Origin of the sequence: Planotetraspora silvatica, from assembly GCF_016863315.1 — a bacterium.
Lineage (GTDB): Bacteria > Actinomycetota > Actinomycetes > Streptosporangiales > Streptosporangiaceae > Planotetraspora > Planotetraspora silvatica.
Genome location: NZ_BOOQ01000003.1, coordinates 382,044 through 401,215 on the forward strand (window position 1 = coordinate 382,044; position 19,172 = coordinate 401,215).

15 protein-coding genes and 1 pseudogene are annotated in these 19,172 nt (G+C 68.9%); 9 read left to right on the forward strand and 7 right to left on the reverse strand.

The annotated features are described in order from the left end of the window. Positions 1-118 precede the first annotated feature (118 nt). Positions 119-1,144, forward strand: a complete 1,026-nt coding sequence (locus Psi02_RS05075; protein ID WP_203972240.1) for an aldo/keto reductase — start codon at positions 119-121, stop codon at positions 1,142-1,144. A gap of 42 nt (positions 1,145-1,186) precedes the next feature. Here Psi02_RS05075 and Psi02_RS05080 read toward each other — a convergent pair whose 3' ends face one another. Next, complete coding sequence (locus Psi02_RS05080) at positions 1,187-2,257, reverse strand: NADPH:quinone reductase (RefSeq protein WP_239094609.1); 1,071 nt, start codon at positions 2,255-2,257, stop codon at positions 1,187-1,189. A 348-nt stretch (positions 2,258-2,605) separates the two neighbouring features. Here Psi02_RS05080 and Psi02_RS05085 point away from each other — a divergent pair, with 348 nt between their 5' ends. Continuing rightward, a complete protein-coding gene (locus Psi02_RS05085) occupies positions 2,606-3,097 on the forward strand; it encodes a hypothetical protein (protein WP_203972241.1) in 492 nt (163 codons plus the stop codon). 48 nt (positions 3,098-3,145) lie between these two features. Here Psi02_RS05085 and Psi02_RS05090 read toward each other — a convergent pair whose 3' ends face one another. From Psi02_RS05090 to Psi02_RS05100, 3 genes and pseudogenes are all read right to left on the reverse strand, one after another. Further along, positions 3,146-3,709 carry a dihydrofolate reductase family protein gene (locus tag Psi02_RS05090; RefSeq protein WP_203972242.1) on the reverse strand — a complete coding sequence of 188 codons (564 nt, stop codon included), beginning with the start codon at positions 3,707-3,709 and terminating at the stop codon, positions 3,146-3,148. A gap of 56 nt (positions 3,710-3,765) precedes the next feature. Next, positions 3,766-4,725: pseudogene (locus Psi02_RS05095) on the reverse strand (sigma-70 family RNA polymerase sigma factor); the annotation flags it as partial. Between the two features lie 35 nt (positions 4,726-4,760). Further along, entirely contained in the window at positions 4,761-5,474 is a 714-nt protein-coding gene (locus Psi02_RS05100) for a CTP synthase C-terminal region-related (seleno)protein (protein WP_203972244.1), read from the reverse strand. 77 nt (positions 5,475-5,551) lie between these two features. Here Psi02_RS05100 and Psi02_RS05105 point away from each other — a divergent pair, with 77 nt between their 5' ends. Further along, positions 5,552-6,403, forward strand: a complete 852-nt coding sequence (locus tag Psi02_RS05105) for a LysR family transcriptional regulator (protein ID WP_203972245.1) — start codon at positions 5,552-5,554, stop codon at positions 6,401-6,403. A gap of 123 nt (positions 6,404-6,526) precedes the next feature. On the opposite strand, the gene Psi02_RS05110 is transcribed toward Psi02_RS05105, so the two are convergent. Continuing rightward, entirely contained in the window at positions 6,527-7,363 is an 837-nt protein-coding gene (locus Psi02_RS05110) for a helix-turn-helix domain-containing protein (protein ID WP_203972246.1), read from the reverse strand. Between the two features lie 113 nt (positions 7,364-7,476). On the opposite strand from Psi02_RS05110, the gene Psi02_RS05115 reads away from it, so the two are divergent. Continuing rightward, complete coding sequence (locus Psi02_RS05115) at positions 7,477-8,070, forward strand: NADPH-dependent FMN reductase (protein WP_239094610.1); 594 nt, start codon at positions 7,477-7,479, stop codon at positions 8,068-8,070. A 140-nt stretch (positions 8,071-8,210) separates the two neighbouring features. Here the strand turns inward: Psi02_RS05115 and Psi02_RS05120 are convergent, their stop codons facing one another. Beyond that, complete coding sequence (locus tag Psi02_RS05120; RefSeq protein WP_203972248.1) at positions 8,211-9,101, reverse strand: alpha/beta fold hydrolase; 891 nt, start codon at positions 9,099-9,101, stop codon at positions 8,211-8,213. A 122-nt stretch (positions 9,102-9,223) separates the two neighbouring features. On the opposite strand from Psi02_RS05120, the gene Psi02_RS05125 reads away from it, so the two are divergent. The 5 genes from Psi02_RS05125 (at position 9,224) to Psi02_RS05145 (ending at position 15,597) form a co-directional block, all read left to right on the forward strand. Next, positions 9,224-11,962 carry a helix-turn-helix transcriptional regulator gene (locus Psi02_RS05125; protein ID WP_203972249.1) on the forward strand — a complete coding sequence of 913 codons (2,739 nt, stop codon included), beginning with the start codon at positions 9,224-9,226 and terminating at the stop codon, positions 11,960-11,962. Positions 11,963-12,043: 81 nt separating this feature from the next. Continuing rightward, entirely contained in the window at positions 12,044-12,868 is an 825-nt protein-coding gene (locus Psi02_RS05130) for an alpha/beta fold hydrolase (protein WP_203972250.1), read from the forward strand. Between the two features lie 18 nt (positions 12,869-12,886). Continuing rightward, positions 12,887-13,726, forward strand: coding sequence for an alpha/beta hydrolase (locus Psi02_RS05135; RefSeq protein ID WP_203972251.1), 840 nt, complete (start codon positions 12,887-12,889; stop codon positions 13,724-13,726). A gap of 26 nt (positions 13,727-13,752) precedes the next feature. After that, positions 13,753-14,532 carry an MBL fold metallo-hydrolase gene (locus Psi02_RS05140; RefSeq protein ID WP_203972252.1) on the forward strand — a complete coding sequence of 260 codons (780 nt, stop codon included), beginning with the start codon at positions 13,753-13,755 and terminating at the stop codon, positions 14,530-14,532. Between the two features lie 153 nt (positions 14,533-14,685). After that, a complete protein-coding gene (locus Psi02_RS05145) occupies positions 14,686-15,597 on the forward strand; it encodes a hydroxyquinol 1,2-dioxygenase (protein WP_203972253.1) in 912 nt (303 codons plus the stop codon). Positions 15,598-15,822: 225 nt separating this feature from the next. On the opposite strand, the gene Psi02_RS05150 is transcribed toward Psi02_RS05145, so the two are convergent. Continuing rightward, positions 15,823-18,915 (reverse strand): lamin tail domain-containing protein, encoded by a 3,093-nt coding sequence (locus tag Psi02_RS05150; protein WP_203972254.1) that lies wholly within the window; start codon positions 18,913-18,915, stop codon positions 15,823-15,825. Positions 18,916-19,172 lie beyond the last annotated feature (257 nt).

A 19,172-nucleotide genomic window follows, 5' to 3' on the forward strand; every position in this document is an offset into this window, starting at 1 on the left:
CTTAACCGGAAAGGTTTTCCGTATAGTTCTGGAAAGGCGTTCCGCTTCGATTCAGGGTACGGCACCGGCAGGGCGCGCACCACCTCGACACCTCGACCTCAAGCTCAGGAGAAACCGTATGCAGTACCGGACACTCGGCCGGACCGGCATCAAGGTCAGTCCCTACGCGCTCGGCGCGATGATGTTCGGGGCCATCGGCAACCCCGACCACGACGACGCGATCCGCATCATCCACAGAGCGCTGGATGCAGGGATCAACTTCGTCGACACCGCCGACGTGTACTCCCGCGGCGAGTCGGAAGAGATCGTGGGAAAGGCGCTCAAGGGGCGTCGCGACCACGTCGTCCTTGCGACCAAGCTGCATCTCCCGATGGGCGATGATCCCAATCAGCGAGGCAACTCGAGGCGCTGGATCATGACCGCGGTCGAGAACTCGCTGCGTCGCTTGCAGACCGACCACATCGACCTCTACCAAATCCACCGGCCCGACCCCGACACCGACATCGAGGACACGCTTTCCGCGCTTTCGGACCTGATCCACAGCGGCAAGGTCCGGGTGATCGGGTCGTCCACGATGCCCGCCTCCGACATCGTCGAAGCCCAGTGGGTGTCCGAGCGACGCCGCCTGGAACGGTTCCGCACCGAACAACCGACCTACTCGATACTCAACCGCGGCATCGAAACCGAAGTGCTGCCCGTCGCGCAACGCTACGGGATGGGCACGCTGGTATGGAGCCCGCTCGCGAAGGGAATGCTCACCGGACGCATCCGCAAGGGCCGGCAGACCGACCTTCGCCGAGCCGCCCTCATCACGAGCTTCAGTGACGAGCGTCGGCTCGACGCCGTCGAACAGCTCATTCCGCTCGCCGAAAAAGCAGGCTTGCCGATGACGCATCTCGCGATGGCATTCGCGATCGCCCATCCCGGCGTGACCAGCGCGATCATCGGGCCGCGCACGATGGAGCAACTCGACGACCTGCTCGCCGGTGTCGACGTCACGCTCACCGACGAGATCCTCGACCAGATCGACGAGATCGTCCCACCCGGCACCGACGTCGGCAGACCCGACCAGTCCGCCTACCTGCCTCCAGCCCTCCGGAGTCCGAACCTCCGCCGCCGACCCGTCGGTGAACGCGCCGCCTGACCGCGGAACGTTCGCGGAGTTCGGTGCGAGCCGCGGGCGGGATCACCCACCGGGTACCGGCCGCCGCCACGGGCGCGAAACTCTGGGCTGATCGGCGGGCTCCTCGGCTGACGGGCCGACGCGCAGCACGACGCGTCCCCGGTATCGGTGGGCCTCGCCCTCGGCGGCGGCCTCCATGTCCTCGTGCGCCTCGCGGGCCTGTCCCAGCGGCAGGACCGTGGTGTCCAGGCGGAGGCCGTCGCGAGGCAGCCACCGGTTGATCCAGACGGCGGCCTCGGCCAGTTCCGCAGTCGTCGCCAGGCTGATCGCGAAGCCGACCACGGACTGGTCGTGGACGTAGAGCCGGCCGACGTCGAGGGAATCTCCGCCCGGCGTGCTCGCCAGTCCGGCCATCACCAGGACGCGTCCCCGGTCGGCGAGCGCGTCGACCGCGGCGCCGACGGAGCCGCGCCCGGTCGTGTCGCAGTAGACGTCCACGCCCCGCGGGGCCCGTCCGCGCAGGACGGCGACCGGGTCGGCCGCGGTGGAGTCGATCACCTCGTCGGCGCCCAGCCCGGCGCAGTAATCGGTGTTGCGGGGACCGCGGGCGGCGGTGATCACGCGGACGCCGAGGTCCTTGGCCATCCGGATGAGGCATGTTCCGACGGCTCCGTTGCCGCCGGCCACGAACAGGGTCTCCCCGGAGCGCATCCGGGCGTGGTGGACCAGGCCCGTGTAGGCGGTGGCGGCCGGATGCAGTACGGCGACGGCGTCGAGCGGATCCACCCCGTCGGGCAGTCGGTAGAGCCGGTCGGCGGGCACGCACGCGAGTTCCGCCGAGGCGCCCTGGCGCCCGCCGTACCCGAGACTGTTGGACCAGACGCGGGCGCCAGGCGCGAGCCCGGAGGCGCCGGGGTCGGCCACCTCGCCGACGAGGTCGCGGCCGAGCACGAGCGGCAGGGGGATCGGCGTCTGGTAAGCGCCGGAGCGCACGAACGCGTCCACCCGGTTGACGGCCGTCGCGGTTACCCGGACCAGGACCTCGTCGGAGCCGGGCACCGGGTCGGGGAGCTCGCCGTACCGGATCGATGACGCAGGGCCGCGCTGTTCGACGTAAGCGGCACGGATGGTCATCGCCTCCTTCGTTGATCTTCCCGTCGGACGAGGTGTGAGGCCGTATCCGGCCGTCAGCTGAGTCAAATGACTTATGTCGCACCTGGTGCGGGCGTTCCCCAGATTAGTCATCCGCCTCTATCCGGCGCCTCCTTCGGCACATAGGTTCGAGCCGGTTGGTGATCTTAGAGGGCGCGGCTCCAAGGAGCCTGCCCCGGCCGTCAACGGAGATCGGCTCAAGGCTGCACGAACCAGGTGTCCACGCCCCGGGGAGAAGCCCGCGATCAGCGAGGTAGCTGCCGACCCATCCGCGGCACAGCTGTCCATCTCGAAGACACCTGCACCCCAACAGGACGGAGCATAATGATCATGAGAGCAATCGCAGCAACCAGTATCGCGGCAGCCTGCTTAATGGGAGTCGCCACGCTGGGCGTGTCACACGCGCAGGCCGCATCCACATGCAAGTCCAGCAGTAAGAGCTTCAACCTCCCTGGCAAGGCCGATCAGTCGATGACCATCAACCTGTGCGTCAGCCGTACCGGCCCCGGCGGCCGGCCGCGCGCCTACGCAGATGTGAAGTGGGGCAGTTGGGATACCGCGGCAAGTCGCAAGCGCTTCAACTCGATCAAGGTTCAGCTGCGCCTGGAACGCTATGACGTGAGCAAGGGAAGCCTGACGCATGATCTTGCCAAATCGCTCAACGCCCACGCCGACGGCTCCAGCCCCTATATCTACCTCGTGGACACGACCAGCACCCTGCGCGGGGGCTGGAGCGCCGACGCGACGGTGACCTACGACATCGCCGACGACGGCAAGTCCCCTGCCACCTGGGACGTCACCGGCTCGCCCGTCATTTCCTGACGGGCCCGATTCCTGACGACGGTCGATGCAACGTGAGGAACAGGGGCCTCACGTTGCATCGTGTGTCCTCCTGTATCGCGCGAGCACGGCGGCGCCGACGCGCTCGGCCGACAGGCACTCCAGGTACGCGGGCGGGCTGCCGGCGGGGAAGAGCCGCTCGCCGGTGCCGAGGATCGTGGGGAAGGTCAGGAGCCGGTACTCGTCGATCAGGTCCGCGGCCATGAGCGCCCGCACGACGCTGAGGCTCCCCGTGATGATCACATCACGGTGCTCACGCTTGACGGCGTCGAGAAGGTCGCCGTCGATGACCCGCGAGTTCGCCCATGCCGAGGTGTCGGTCGGCGTACGGGAGGCGACCAGCTTCGGTACGGCGTTCATCCGAACGGAGAACGGGTCGTCGCGCACCGGCCAGAGCCGGGAGAACAGCTGCCATGTCGTGCGCCCCAGCAGCATGATCCCGTCGTCCAGCACGCTGCCCAGCCGGAACTTGTCCCCGGCGACCGTCTCGGGACCGTGCCGGAACGCCCAGCCGCCGGTCGGCGTGCCCCCGCGCCCGTCCGGGTCGGACACGATCCCGTCCAGGGTGATGAACTCAATGACGATGACGCTCACGATGGATGCCCTTTCGATCGATGCTCACCTGTACGTACCGGCGGCATCGGCCGGACTCATCGCGCCTGGCGAAACTCGTCGAAGGAAATCCGCTTGGGCAGGTCGAAGGCGTCGAAGACGGCTGGATCAGCGAACACGACGTTGCGCGCGACGCGGCCACCGGTGATCGTGAAGACCTGCAGAGTGTGCAGCCGATGCCCCCCGCCGAGCTCCGGCGCGTACGCGGCGAGTGCGGGCTGTCCGTTCGCGGTGAGAGGCCGCATACCCCAGCCCGTCCCGCGCATCTCGAAAACGCGGCGTATGAACAGGCCATAGTCGCGGCTGCCCCGGTACCACAGTGGCACCGGCGGCATCTCCAGGACCGCATCGTCTGTGAGAAGCCGTACGAGTGCGGGGACGTCGGCCGCCTCGAACGCCCGCACATACCGTTGGATCACCGCGCGCACCTCGGGATCGTCCGGCTCGGCGACCTCCCCCATGTCACCCAGGTCCGCCACGGCGGCGCGGGCTCGCTGCAACGCGCTGTTGACGGCCGGGACCGTGGTGCGCAGTTGGGCGGCGACTTCGGCGGCGCTGAACTCCAGCACCTCGCGGAGCACGAGTACGGCTCGCTGCCGCGGCGGCAGGACCTGCATCGCCGCCACCAGTGCGAGCCGCATGCCGGCCCGCACCCCTGTGTCGAACCGTACGTCGGGAAACGGTTGTAACCAGGGGATGTCGAAGGTCGGTGTGAGCGGTGCCCCGGGGTCGTCGTTCGGCGCGCCCAGCCCGGACGGCAACGGACGTCGTGCTCGTCCCTCCAGCGCGGTCAGGCAGGCGTTGGTCGCGATCCGGTAGAGCCAGGTCCGTACGGACGCGCGCGTGTAGTCGTACCGGTCACGGGCCTTCCATGCCCGCAGCATCGTCTCTTGGACCAGGTCCTCGGCCTCATGGAACGAGCCCAGCATCCGGTAGCAGTAAGCCACCAGCTCACCCCGGTAAGGCTCGAAGTCCACGGATCCATCATGGTGTACGGCTCCGGCAGGTCGAGACGCGGTACTGAGGGGGAGGGCTACAGCGGGGCCAAGCTCCGCGAGGCCGCCAGTGCCGCAGAGGCCGAGGCGAACGCGGTGATGATCGGGTGCGGCCGGGTGCCGTCCCCGGCCAGTTCAGGCTGAAAGAGCGTGGCAAGGAAGAAGGGGTGGCCGGGTAGTTCGAGCACTCGGACGGCGCCGGCGTCATCTCGACCGGTGAAGCTGAGACCGCCCTCCTCCAGCACGGACAGGTAGTCCGGGTTGAGGCCGAAGGAGCAGGCGTACTTCTCCACCGTCCTTTCGGCGCCGATTGTCTTCTCTGCCAGCGAGCCGGGCGCCAGCCGTACCCCCTCCTCGTGGCCGGCGAGCGAGCAGGCCAACGGCAGCAGGAGGAAGTCCTCGGCGCCCGGATCATTCTCGGCGTGCGCGACCGGCAGGTGGAGAACGTTGCGCGCGAACTCGAGCAGGGTGTGCTGGAAACCGCCGCAGGTGCCGAGAAACGGGGTCTTGGACTCGCGGGCGGTGCGAGCGGCGTTCACGGCACCCGCCTCGCTGCGGTACGGACTGCCGGGCAGCATCCAGATGCCGTCGAACCCCTCCAGATTCTCGACCTCGGTCGTGGGGATCCAGTAGGCGTCCAGCGTCAGCCCGTCGCGCTCGTGGAGCGCCCCAAGGATTGACGGGATGCGCGCATGGGCTTGGACATTGGGGGATCTGTCGCCCACCAGCGCGATTCTCGCGGTCGTCGTCATGCCTTTCATCCTTGCCGCGCGACGAGGTAAGCGCCAACGATGATTGCTGCATGGCCAATAAGCGATACTGATGCACCGTGGATCCGCATCTGTTGCGTACATTCGTCACCGTCGTTCATCGGCGGTCCTTCTCCACCGCCGCCGAGGAGCTCGGCTACACCCAGTCGGCGGTGTCGCAGCAAATCGCCGCGCTGGAGGCGGACCTCGGTCTGCCTCTCCTCCACCGGCGTCCCGTGGCGCTCACCGCGGCCGGTGAGCGTCTGCTGGAACACGCGGCACCGCTGTTGCTGCGGCACCGGGCCGCCCGCGCCGACGTGCTGCGCTCTGCCGAAAGCCCGATCGGGCAGCTGACCGTGGCGGCCTCTCCACTCGCGTGCACCCCAGCGGTGGCTCGCAGCCTGTCACAGGCAGGGACGGCGGTGACCCTTCGCACGGCCGAACGCGAAAAGGTGGTTGAACTGGTCGCCTCCGGTGCCGCCGATCTCGGATTCGTCGACGGGATCTCCGCGCCCAGCGACCCGCTACGCCTCCCCGACGCGGGACCGCTGACCGCGATCGGCGTGGCTGAGGAGGCGTTGGTGGTGGTCCTGCCCGGTGGCCATCCACTGTCGCGCCGGCGCGGGCTGGCGCTGGCCGATCTGGCCGACGCACTGTGGCTGCAAGCCCCTGCGGCCGTGTCGGTGGAGCGGCTGCGCGAGATGGCGGGTACGGGTACGTTCCGCGTCGGATTCCGCTATGACGGCGCGGACCTGCACACCGTCGGGAATCTCGCCGCCGCCGGGCATGGCCTGACGTTGCTGCCCTCGTCGGTGGCGGCCGGAGTGCCGCTGACCGCGCCGCGCCTGGTGCACAGGGTGGAGATGCTGCACGCGCCCCTCGCGCCGGGCCCGGTCCGGGCCGTCGCCGAACGGCTCGGCCAGACCATCTGAAGGACTTCTCGACTGAGTCGTCCGCAACCTCTGCGTGGACAGGCACGGAGCCCGCTCACGTCCACGCCGGAAGACACCGCCGTCAGGTCATGTGCACCGGGCCTGAACACTGGTCGGGATGTGTTACGAGATCACGCGGAGACGGCCGGGAGGCCGGCGGCGGAGTTGATCGATGTCCTGGGCCGTCTTCTCGTCTGCGGGGAGGAGAACGACCAGTTGCTGTGCATCCCACGAGAGGTCGAGCGTCTCGCGGAGCAGCCGAAGTTCGTGCCCGGACGGGTGGTTGACTCGAAGGACTCCACGTCGTGGAACCACGTGGCGGTTACGGCGCCGCGTGAAGTCAGGGCCGGCGATGGGCGCGAGTTCTGCGGTGAGCCACTCGGAGTTCTGGACAGACGGTGCGAGCCACAGGTCGAAGGCCTGTTCGTCCGCGATGTCGTCCCAGTCGGGAAAGAACGTCCGGGCACCGGGGTCGAGGAAGACGTAGCGAGTGAGGTTCGGCTCGTCGACGTCGAGCAGGCCGCTTCCGCCCATCACCAACTCGTAGCCGCTGGTGTGGGCGAGGATGTCGCCCAGCCGGTTCGTCACCACTGCGATCCCCGGTTCGAGGAGGCGCAGTGTCTCCAGAACGGACGGCCGGACGTCGCGGCGTGGTGGTGCGGGCTGGGTATGCGCGGAGCATTCACCGCCGGTGATCTTCGCGAGATAGCGCAGATGGGTGCGCTCCGAGGGGTCGAGGCTGAGCGCGTCGGCGAGCGCGTTCACCACCGCCACCGAGGGATTGCGGTCACGGCCCTGCTCGATACGGGTCAGGTATTCGACGCTGACGCCGGCCCGGCCAGCCAGATCCGAGCGTCGTAGACCAGGCGACCGGCGGCGGCCACGATCCGGCAGCCCCAACACGTCCGGCTGGATGCTGTCGCGCTTGGCTCGAATGAAGTCACCCAACGGCGTACCCATGCCGGGAGCATATGGCGCCGCACTTTGATCGAGGAGCCCTGTGCGTGGCCCTTCGAGGGCCAGCCTGAGCGCGGTCTGGTTGTCGCCACCACGGCGGCCTGATGGTGGTGGGCATGGATGACAAGCACAAGTTGGCAATCATCGTCGGAAGCGTCCGGGAAGGACGGTTCGGTCCGGTGGTGGCCTCGTGGGTCGCCGATCAGGCACGCACTCACGGGGGATTCGATGTAGACGTCGTCGATCTGGCACAGGTCGAGATCCCGCTGGCCCTGCCTGCGGCATCGCCGAAGTTCGCCGGCGAGAGCTACCTCCGTCCGGCCGGGATGGCGGCACTCACCTCGGCACTGGATGGCGCCGACGCGTTCATCGTGGTCACGCCCGAGTACAACCACAGCTATCCCGCGTCGCTCAAGGCGGCCATCGATTGGCACTTCACCCACTGGACGGCCAAGCCTGTCGCCTTCGTCAGCTACGGCGGAGCAGCAGGGGGCCGCCATACCGTGCTGCACCTGGAGAACGTGCTGACCGAGTTGCACGCGGTGACGATTCGCGATGGTCTGGCCTTCCCGAACTACTTCACGGCGTGGCAGGACGGTCGTCCGCTCGACTCTGAGGCGCCCGGATACGCCAAGACGTTGCTCGACCAACTGGCCTGGTGGGCGGGCGCGCTTCGATCGGCACGCGAGGCCGTTCCGTACCCGGCATGAGCGCCGCGACCTGGAGCCCCTCACCGATCTGCCCGCCGGAAGGGCTCACTACGGGAGACCAGGCCGACCTGGATGACCGATGAACCGAGCGGGTGACAGACCGTCCGGCACCGAGCACGCCCGGTGCCGGACGGCCTGGGCTAGCGGGCGGCCCGAAGGATCAACTTCGTCACCACGTCGGGGTGACTCATCATCGCGACGTGTGAGCTGTCGATCTCAACGGTCGTGGCGTGGGCTCGCTTCGCCATCACCCGCTCGGCTTCGGGCGGGATGATCCTGTCCTGCCGGGCGACGAGGTACCAGCTCGGCACCGACTTCCACGCCGGGGGACCGGATGGCGTGACGAGCGCCGCCAGCGCGCCGGGCCGCTGGGTCGCGGCCATGACGCCGGTCGTGCTCCGCGGAAGGTCCTGCGCGAACAGGTTGTGGAAGTAGGCCGGATCGATGTAGGCGTCCCCGTCTCCGGGGGCGGCGCCCGGGTAGGGCCGCACGACGAGGTGGTCGGTCACGTCGGTGTGGCCGCCGCCCAGCGTGTTCGCGGCGGCGACGCTCTCGCCCTCGTCCGGGGCGTAGGCCGCGATGTAGACCAAGGCCTTGACCTTCGCGTTCCCCGCGCCGCCGTTGCTGATCACCGCCCCTCCGTAGGAATGGCCGACGAGCACGACCGGGCCGTCGACGCTGGTCAGGAACTGACGGAGGTACTCGCCGTCCGCCTGCGGTCCGCGTAGCGGGTTGGAGAACGCGATCACCTTGTAGCCGGCGGCGAGCAGCCGGCCGGCGACCGCGTTCCAGCCGCCGGAGTCGGCGAAGGCTCCGTGGACCAGGACGATCGTCGGCTTCGGCGACGACGTCCTGTGCGTCTGTGCGGCGGCGGTGAGGGAGGCGGAGGACGCGTTCGCCGAGGTGGTGGCCCCGGTGAGAGCGAGCCCGCCCACGAGGACGGTGGCCACGGCGCCGGCGATCGCCTCGAGCAATCGGCGGCGGGGACGGGAACGCGGTGGTATGTCGGCCTGGGAGCTGTCGGATGTCATGGGGACTCCTCGGGTCGTTGGGACCCGCACATCGTCGGCCGGTGGACCCGGACACCGGACCACGTGATGTCCGTAGTTTCCGGGCCTGGTGCGGTCTGCGTGGGTGGCTTAACGTCGTCAGCGTGATCACAATCGGGGGACTTTTCGGCCGGGACGACGAGCGCAGGCGGTTGGGTCTCCTGCTCGGCAATGCGCGAAACGGTCGCGGTGGATCACTCCTGATCACCGGAGAACCGGGAATCGGCAAGACGGCGCTGCTCGAGGCGTCGACTACCGGCGCGACCGGCTTGTCGATGCTCCGGCTCGACGGTTTCGAGTCGGAGATGACGCTCCCCTACGCGGCCATCCAGCGGCTGACCATCCCGCTGAGTGAGCATTTACCCGCCCTCTCCGAGCGACAGCTGCAGGCGATCGAGGTCGCCTCGGGCATTGCCGAGGGCCCGCCACCCGACCGCTTCCTGGTGGGGCTGGGAGTGCTCGGTCTCCTTGCCGCGGCCGCCGTCAAGACGCCCGTCGTGTGTGCTGTGGACGACGCGCACCTGCTGGACCAGGAAAGCCTGGACGTGATGGCGTTCGTGGCTCGGCGTATCGCCGTCGAGCCGGTCGCGATGCTGTTCGCCGCCAGGGACGAGGAAACCGTCGCCGCGCGGATGGGCGGTGTTCCCGAGTTGGCGCTCGGCGGGCTCGACCAGGAGTCGGCCACCGCACTTCTCAGCAGGTCACTCGCCGCTCCGATCGACCCGGCCTCGGCGGCCGCGATCGCGCGGGCCACGGGAGGGAACCCGCTCGCGCTCATCGATCTCGCCGACGGCCTGTCCGCGCAGGAGCTCGGTGGCCTGGGCCTCGGCAACGATCCGATCCCGGTGGGCCGCCGTCTCGAGGCGCATTATGTGCGGAGGGTGCGGCAGGCGGGCGACGAGGTCCAGCAGTGGGTGCTGCTGGCCGCCGCGGACACCACGGGAAACATCGATTTCATCACGTCCGCGGCACGCGCGATGGGTCTCGGCGAGGACGTGCTGGATCAGGCCGAGGCCGCCGGGCTGGTGGAGCTGCGGGAAACGGTCCGATTCAGGCACCCGCTGGTGCGATCCGCCGTTTACAACGCGGCCTCGGGCGCGGAGCGCAGGCGAGCACACCGCGCCCTGGCCGGAGCGGCCGATCGACTCGGGATGGTCGAGCTCGAGGCGTGGCATTCCGCGAAGGCCACGCTGGGGGCGGACGCACACGTGGCCGATCGGCTGGAGCACGCGGCAGACCTCGCCGCGCGTCGTGGTGGCTTCGCGTCCCGAGCGAGCATCCTGACCCGTGCGGCGGAGCTGACCCCGCCCGGCAGCGTCAAGGACTCGCGCCTGGTCGGTGCGGCGGAGGCCGCGCTCGCCGTGGGCGCCGCCCAGATCGCCCACGAACTGCTCGAGAGGGTCGACGCGGACCCCGCCGATCGCGTCGATCGCGGGCGGATGATCGTCGTTCGCTGTGCGCTCGGCACGTTCACGGTGGATCCTGCCGTGTTGCCGATCGCGGCGGCCGAACTCGTCCGTGCCGCGGATGACTTCCACGGACTCGACACCGAGCGTGAACAACGAGCGCTTCTCAAGGCTTTCGAGTCCTGTGCGAACACCGACCGGCTCATGCAGGGCATCTCGCCGTACGACTTGGGCCTGCGCATCGAGGCGGTGTCGAAGTCGGACGGGGGACTGGACGCGACCATCTTGGCCGGCTTCGGGTCCCTCATCCTGAAGCCCTACGCGGATGCGGTTCCCCATGCCAGGGCGGCGTTCGATGCGATCTTGGAGCTGCCGGATCGCGAGATCATGCACATGGGTACGGCGATCGCGTCACTGGGGACCTTCCTGTGGGATGCCGCCGGTCGCAGGACCGGGCTCGCACGGGCTGCCGCGGCGGCTCGTGACGCCGGGGCGCTTCAGGTGCTCGACGCGTTGATGTGGATGACTTCGCTGTCTGAGCTGACCGGTGGCACCGTGCGACGGGCCGAGGAGGCCATCGAGCAGGTCCGCGAAGTACGGCTGGCGATGGGCTATGACGCGGAGAACGTCATCAACGCCGCCCTGATGGCGTGGGCCGGTTCGCCGCGCAATGTCGTCCTGGCCATCGCGGACGGTGCGAACGCCGTCGGCTTCGGTGGCGTGGGCGCCTCCGCGATCGCGGCCGTCGGCCTTCGCGACGTCGCGGAAGGCAATTACCGCGACGCCTACGACCGCCTCAAGCCGCTGGTCCAGGAGCCGTTTCTGCACGTGACGCCCACCCAGTACCCCGACTTCGTCGAGGCCGCGGTCCGGAGCGGACACGCACACCTGGCACAGCAGTACGTCGACCTGCTCGTCGGCCGGGCCGAGGCGAACGACTCCTTATGGTGCCGCGGAGTCGCCGAACGCACTCGCGCGTTGGTCAGCGAAGACTCAGCGGCGGAACCCTACTTCGTGGCTGCGATCCAGACGCTTGAGCAGACGGTCGCGGAGATCGACCTCGGCCGCGCCCATCTCCTCTACGGCGAGTGGCTGAGGCGGATGAGACGTCGCCGTGAAGCAGGCGAGCAGCTACAGGTGGCACTCCAGCACTTCGACCACAGCGGCGCCCAGATATTCGTCCCGCGGACGCGGGCCGAACTCGATGCCGTCGGAGCGAAACCGGTCGCCCGTAGCGGCCCCGGGACCTCCGATCTGACCTCTCAGGAGTTGACCGTCGCCCGGCTGGCGGCAGTTGGACACACGAATCCAGGGATCGCGGCCAACCTCTTCATCAGTGCGAACACGGTGGACTACCACCTGCGCAAGGTGTTCCAGAAGCTCGGCATCTCCTCACGGCGTCAGCTCGCAGACAAACTGAAAGCCGCCGACGACTGAGGGACCACGTGAATCACGTGGTCCACGAGAGGGGGCACCGGCTGCACGCTCGATGCACCCATCGAGCCAAAGGAGGCCACTGTGCCCTATGTCACCGCCGATGACGGAGCCCAGATCTTCTACAAGGACTGGGGGACCGACGGATCCCCGGTTCTGCTCAGCCATGGCTGGCCGCTCAACTCCGACGCGTGGGAGGCGGCGGCCCTCTTCCTCGCGGAGCACGGGCACCGCGCCGTCGCCCACGACCGGCGTGGCCACGGCCGCTCGTCGCAGACCTGGCACGGCAACGAGATGGACACCTACGCCGACGACCTGGCCTGTCTGATCGAGCACCTCGACCTGCGGGACCTCACCTTGGTCGGGCACTCGACCGGTGGCGGGGAGGTCGTCCACTACATCGGCCGGCACGGCAGCAGCCGCGTCGCGAAGGTGGTCCTCGTGTCCGCCGTACCGCCGCTGATGCTTCGCACCGACGACAACCCCGAAGGGCTGCCGATCGAGACCTTCGACGAGATCCGCGCGGGCGAGGCCGCGAACCGCTCCCAGCTCTACCGGAACCTGGCCGACGGCCCGTTCTTCGGGCACAACCGCAGGCAGGACGTGGAACAGGGCTTCCGGGACGCTTTCTGGCTGCAGGGCATGGCCTGCGGGCACCGAGGTGCGTACGAGTGCATCGCCGCCTTCTCGGCCACCGACTTCCGGCCGGATCTGGCGAAGATCGACGTACCCACCCTGGTCATCCATGGTGACGACGACCAGATCGTGCCGTTCGGGGTCGGGGGGAAGCGCTCGGCCGAACTGATCGACGGCGCCGTCCTGAAGATATACGAAGGCAGCGGACACGCCCTGCCCGACACCGACCGCGACCGCCTGCACGCCGACCTGCTCGAGTTCATCGACGCCTGACCTGCTGAAGGAGACCTCATGAACCACAGCATTCGTCCCGACACCGTCGTGCTCGTTCACGGCCTTTGGATGACGCCCCGCAGCTGGGAGACCTGGGTCGAGTACTACGAGGCCAAGGGCTTCACCGTGATCGCCCCCGCCTACCCGGGCTTCGAGATCGAAGTCGAGGCGCTCCGCGAGAACCCGGACGTCATCGCCAAGCTGACCGTCCCCGAGACCGTCGACCACTTCGCCGCCGTCATCGAGGCCGTACCGACCCCGCCGATCATCATGGGTCACTCCTTCGGCGGCACGCTCACCCAGCTGCTCCTGGCCCGCGGGCTGGGATCCGCCGGGGTGGTCATCGACTCCGCGCCCACCGAGGGAGTCCGGGTCAACCCGATCTCGCAGGCGAGGTCGCTGTTCCCGGCGCTGAAGAACCCGGCCAACCGGCACAGGGCCGTCGGCTTCACTCCCGAGGAGTTCCACTACGCCTTCACCAACACCCTCACGGAGGAGGAGTCGCGCAAGGTCTGGGACCGCTACGCCATCGCGGCTCCCGGTCACTGGGTCTGGGAGTACGGGCTGTTCGCGAACTTCAAGCCCGGACACCAGGACACGTGGGTCGACTACTCCGCCGACCGCGCTCCACTCCTGTTCATCGGCGGCGAGAAGGACCACATCATGCCGCCGTCGGTGAACAAGTCGAACGCCAAGCACTACGAGAAGTCTCCCGCGCTCACGGAGTACCACGAGTTCGAGGGCCGTGACCACTGGACCTGTGGCGCACCCGGCTGGGAGGCCGTGGCCGACTACGGCCTGGCCTGGGCCCTGGAGCACGCGACGTCCTCCTCCCGCGGCACCCACGCGGGATCCTGATCCATGTGGAAGAAGGTGGCCCGCCCATGACGATCCTCACTCACGTGGGCGGGCCCACCGTCCTGGTGGAACTCGACGGCTGGCGCATCCTCACCGACCCCACCTTCGACCCGGCAGGACGGCGGTACGGATTCGGGTGGGGCACCTCGTCCGTCAAACAGCGCGGACCGGCCCTGGCGGCCGAGGACGTCGGCCCCGTCGACGTCGTTCTGCTCAGCCACGATCATCACGCCGACAACCTCGACGATCTCGGCCGGGCCCTGCTACCCCGCGCGACCACGGTCGTGACGACGAGGCCCGGGGCACGACGCCTGGCCCTGCCTGACGTGCGCGGCCTCACGACAGGCGCGACGACGCGCCTCACCGCACCAGGAAAGCCGCCGTTGACCGTCACCGCCACCCCCTGCCGGCACGGACCACCCCTGAGCCGTCCCATCGCCGGAGCCGTGGTCGGGTTCGCCCTCTCCGTCGGCGACCGGCCGGGCGTCGCGGTGTGGATGACGGGCGACACCGTTTTGAACCGGCCGCTCCGCCGGGTCGCGCACCGGCTGGACGTCGACGTCCTGCTCCTCCACCTCGGCGGCGTCCGCTTCCCGCAGACCGGCCCCCTGCGCTACTCCATGGACGGCCGGGACGCCGTCGAACTGCTCGCCCTGTCGCGACCGCGCGTGGCTGTTCCCGTCCACTACGACGGCTGGTCACACTTCTCCGAACCACCGGAACACCTGCGCGGCACGCTGGCCGCCGATCCCGGTTCTCGTTCCGCCGTCCGTTGGCTCGAGCCGGGAACCCCTACCGGCGTGTGAACTCGAGGCCCTGCGGTGCGGCGGATCGTGTCCTCCGGCCGGCTGCTTCCGTACGACTGCTTCCCTACGACGCCGTAGTTTCATCGGGCGGAGCAGTGAAGACGAAGCCGGCCCGGCGACATGCCCGGGCCGTCTTCGCGGAAGAAGAACACCATGACCAGCGTCCCAGCCCCGCCTCCGGGCAGCCCGCAGGAAGCCCGCGAGCAGTTCGTTCTCGACCAGGTCGTCGCGAGCTTCGACCGCACCCCCGACCCCCGGCTCAAGCAGATATTCCAGGCGCTGGCCCGGCACGCCCACGCCTTCGCCCGCGAGGTACGCCTGACCGAAGCCGAATGGCGAACCGCCATCGACTTCCTGCGCCGCTGCGGGGACATCACGACGGACAGCCGCCAGGAGTTCATCCTGCTGTCCGACGTCCTCGGCATCTCCATGCAGACCATCTGCATCGACCAACCCGTCCATGGCGGCGTCACCGAAGCCACCGTCCTCGGGCCGTTCTTCCGCGAAGACGCCCCCAGAATCGAACTCGGCGGAGATATCGCCCAGGGCGCCGGTGGCGAACCCTGCTGGGTGACCGGCACCGTTCGCGACACCTTCGGCGCCCCCGTCCCACACGCGCGCATCGAGGTGTGGGAGGCCGACGACGAGGGCTACTACGACGTCCAGTACGAGGACGGCCGCGTGACCGGGCGAGCGTACCTGTTCAGCGATGCCGACGGCACCTACCGGTTCTGGGGTGTGACGCCCACTGCCTACCCCATTCCGCACGACGGCCCCGTCGGGCATCTGCTGGAGGCGGCCGACCGCTCCCCCTATCGGGCGGCGCACCTGCACTTCATGGTCACCGCGCCGGGCCACCGCCGCCTGATCACCCACATCTTCGTCGAGGGCGACCCGCTGCTGGAAAGCGACGCGGTCTTCGGCGTCAAGGACTCCCTCGTCAAAACCTTCACCCGCCACCGGCCGGGCACCCCCACGCCCGACGGCCGCCACGTTGAAGGCGAGTGGAGCGACGTCACCTTCGACATCGTCCTCGCGCCGGAGCCGGAGGAGCACGACGAGTGAATCGGCGGCGCGTACCCCCGATGCCGCTGCTCTAGAGTCCATGGTCATGTCGCAGGAAGCAGATCGCGTTGACGGCCGGGTTCGACAGGGCCCCAGGGAGATGCCGGAGCCCGAGCGGCCGGTGGGCGTGCGGGAACGGGCCGGTCGGGCCCTGCGTGCGGCACGCCACTGAAAAAAAGTAGGGCCGGCCACGTCGGCCGGCCCTACTCGTTCAGTCGACCGCGGTCAGACCTTGAACGTCTCGCACCGCTTGCCGACGTTGGTGTTGTTGCCACCACCGGCCTGCGCCGCGTCCGAGCCGGCACCGCAATCGATGGTGTCGTTGCCGCTTACGGTGGCGATGGTGTCGTCGCCGTCGCCGGTGGTCACCGTGTTGTTGCCGCCGCCGGCGTTGATCGTGTCGTCGCCGTCGCCGGTGGTGATCTGGTCGTTGCCCGAGGCGGTCGTCACGGTGTTCGCGCCGCCACCGGCGCGGACCACGTTGTTGCCGCCGCCCGCGTCGATCCAGTCGTCGCCGCCGGTCGTGGTGATCTGGTCGTTGCCGCTGCCCGTCGTGACGCAGTCGATGCCGCCGTTGCCGGTGACCGTGTCGTTGCCGCCCCGCCCGAGGATCAGGTCGTTGCCGCCGGTACCGGAGATCTGGTCGTTGCCGGTCGTGGCGACGATGACGTTCTGGATCGCGATGCCGGTGCACGCGGTCGCGGGCATGCCGTCCGCGCGGATGCCGACGTTCCCGGTCTGCCGGATGCCGCTCAGCCCGGTGACCTTGCCGTTGGCCGACGCCTCGGTGTAGGTGACCGATCCGCCCTTGGCGATCGTCAGCGTGACCGGGGTGCCGTTCACGCTCACCGTGACGACAGCCTGCTCGCCGTCGACCGTCGTGACCGTAGTGGTATTCGCGGAGCCGGTGAGCTCATAAGAGCCGCCTCCCAGCGCGATCGTCGCGCCGCTGCCGGCCAACTGGAACCGCGCGGGGACGGAGCCGGCGCCGACCTTCACCGACACCCCTGAGGGGTTGCGGGCCTCGGAGACCGTGAGCGTGCGGCCGCCCCGGCTCAGGATCCTGCCCGACGTCGTGCCGCCGGCGAGCGCGTCGGAGAACGTCTCGTTGGTCGGGTCGTCCGCCTTCGAGGTACCCGGCGGGAACGTCACGTCCACGTCGTCGTTGACGCCGTCGTCGTCCGCGTCGAGGTCGAGCACCGTGCAGTCGAGCGTTCCGCTGCGCAGCGCGTGCCCGTCGTCGTTGCTGTCGTCGGACCAGAAGACGGGCTTGTGACCGTCCACGCACTCCGACTGCGGCGCGATCGCGAACCCCTCGTTGTTGAGGTTGGGCATCGTGCCCGGCCGCTCGTACACGTCGGTGACGGCGAACTTCCCGCCGGCGTCGATGTCTAGAGTCGCGGTACGGCCGTTGCAGGTGTCGTCGCAGACCGCCCAGAGGTGGTTCGTCTCGGGCTCGAATTCGAGGTCCATCACGCTGGGGAACCCGCTCGCGATCGTGGCGACCCGGGTGAATCCGCTGCCGGTCTGGTCGAGCGCGTAGGCGTAGATGGTCCCGTTCGCTTCGAGGCCGACGAAGAACAGGCCGTCGCCGTGGCCCGGATAGGCGCTCGGGTCATAGGCCGCGCCGGTGTGCTCGTCGCGGAAGCCGTGCGAGGTCAGGAACGAGTCGGGGATCCAGGAGATCGCCTCCAGTCCGCTGTTCGCGGCCACCGCCGGCAGGTCCGCGGTGAGGTTCCACTCCTTCGTGGCGGTGAGGCTGGTCGCCGTACCGGCCGGGTCGAAGCGCAGCACCTCGGGCCGGCTGACGCCGTTGTTGGCGTTGTTGCGTTCGGTCGAGACGAACACGCCGCCGGCCGGACCGGCTCCGGTAAGGGTCACGCCCTCGGAGTCGAGATCGCCGGTGCCGTCCGGGTAGTGCAGCGCCTTGCCCGCGTTCCAGCCGTCGGTCGTGGCGGGTGTCCACTTGGTACCGTCCCACTCCAGGCGGTACAGCGTGCCGGGGCCGTTCTTCACCGCCCAGAGCACGCCGGGCGTCCCGCTGCCGGACCCGTCGTAGGCCAGGCCACTCATGTTGGTGCCGAACACGTTGGCGTCGTCGGCGGTGGACACCGCGGCGCCGCCCGGCCACGGCTTGGCGGAAACCTGGCCGGGGCACGCGTTCGCCGCGCCCTTGGTCGATGCCGTCGTGGTCACGAACGCGCCGCTGCCGTCCGGGCACCGGCCGTAGGTCGTCGCCGCGTGGGCGGTCCAACTGTAGGAATCGGCGAGCGTGGTGCCGTCCGGCAGGTACAGGCGGGCGGAGTCCGCCCCGCCCAGCCCGAAGACCGGGTCGACGTCGAGCGCCAGGAACGCGCCGGCGGCCATCGTGGTGCCCGCCGCGACCGTGTACGCGTGAGAGTCGTCGTTGTCCTTGACGATCCATCCGGACACGTCGGCGGGAGTCGTGCCGGTGTTGACGAGTTCGACCCAGTCCCCCGGCGTGCCGCCGTCGGACTCGACCTCGTTGATCTTCACTGCCGAGGACGGCGCACCGCAGTCGTTCGGGGCGCCCTTGGTGGACGACGTTGTGGTCACGAACGCGCCGCTGCCGTCCGGGCACCGGCCATAGGTCGTCGCCGCGTGGGCGGTCCAACTGTAGGTGTCGACCAGCGTCGTGCCGTCCGGCAGGTACAGGCGTGCCGAATCCGCACTGCCCAACCCGAAGACCGGGTCCACATCCAGTGCCAGGAAGCCTCTGGCGGCGACCGTGGTGCCCGCCGCGACCGTGAACACGTGAGAGTCGTCGTTGTCCTTGACGATCCAACCGGACACGTCGGCGGGAGTCGTGCCCGTGTTGACGAGTTCGACCCAGTCGCCTGGTGTGCCGCCGTTGGACTCGACCTCGTTGATCTTCACGGCCGCTGAGGGGGTGCCGCAGTCGTTGGCCGCGCCCTTGGTGGGCGACGTTGTGGTCACGAACGCGCCGCTGCCGTCCGGGCACCGACCATAGGTCGTCGCCGCGTGGGCGGTCCAACTGTAGGTGTCGACGAGTGTGGTGCCGTCGGGCAGGTACAGGCGGGCGGAGTCGGCGCTGCCGAGGCCGAAGACGGGGTCGACGTCGAGGGCCAGGAACGCGCCGGCGGCCACCGATGTGCCGGCGGCGATGGTGAAGGCGTGAGAGTCGTCGTTGTCCTTGACGATCCAACCGGACACGTCGGCGGGAGCCGTACCGGTGTTGACGAGTTCGACCCAGTCGCCTGGTGTGCCGCCGTTGGACTCGACCTCGTTGATCTTCACGGTGGAGGGAGCCAGATCGTCCGCCGAGGCGGGCGGCACCGCGACGAGAAACGGTACAGCGGTCAGGAACGCGACTATCAATTTGATTGGCGCACGCCAATTCTTATGCAACGTTGATGTCCTTTTCGCAGGTCGCCGCAGCAGACGCTGAGCAGTACTCGCTCAGCAGCCTCGGGTACCTCGGCAAATGGGACATAAATGTTGAGCGAACAATGGGTGGGTGTTCGCGGATCCCGCGGGAGGGAACGCCGAAAAGAAGGCCTCTGAACAGGCCATACGCCGTCAGGGGCCTTCTC

Excerpts from the sequence above, each read along its gene's own strand:
- Psi02_RS05110 (WP_203972246.1), bottom strand. The coding sequence starts at position 7,363 with ATGGGTACGCCGTTGGGTGACTTCATTCGAGCCAAGCGCGACAGCATC.
- Psi02_RS05135 (WP_203972251.1), top strand. The coding sequence starts at position 12,887 with ATGAACCACAGCATTCGTCCCGACACCGTCGTGCTCGTTCACGGCCTT.
- Psi02_RS05120 (WP_203972248.1), bottom strand. The coding sequence starts at position 9,101 with ATGACATCCGACAGCTCCCAGGCCGACATACCACCGCGTTCCCGTCCC.
- Psi02_RS05145 (WP_203972253.1), top strand. The coding sequence starts at position 14,686 with ATGACCAGCGTCCCAGCCCCGCCTCCGGGCAGCCCGCAGGAAGCCCGC.
- Psi02_RS05100 (WP_203972244.1), bottom strand. The coding sequence starts at position 5,474 with ATGACGACGACCGCGAGAATCGCGCTGGTGGGCGACAGATCCCCCAAT.
- Psi02_RS05140 (WP_203972252.1), top strand. The coding sequence starts at position 13,753 with ATGACGATCCTCACTCACGTGGGCGGGCCCACCGTCCTGGTGGAACTC.
- Psi02_RS05085 (WP_203972241.1), top strand. The coding sequence starts at position 2,606 with ATGAGAGCAATCGCAGCAACCAGTATCGCGGCAGCCTGCTTAATGGGA.
- Psi02_RS05080 (WP_239094609.1), bottom strand. The coding sequence starts at position 2,257 with ATGACCATCCGTGCCGCTTACGTCGAACAGCGCGGCCCTGCGTCATCG.
- Psi02_RS05075 (WP_203972240.1), top strand. The coding sequence starts at position 119 with ATGCAGTACCGGACACTCGGCCGGACCGGCATCAAGGTCAGTCCCTAC.
- Psi02_RS05115 (WP_239094610.1), top strand. The coding sequence starts at position 7,477 with ATGGATGACAAGCACAAGTTGGCAATCATCGTCGGAAGCGTCCGGGAA.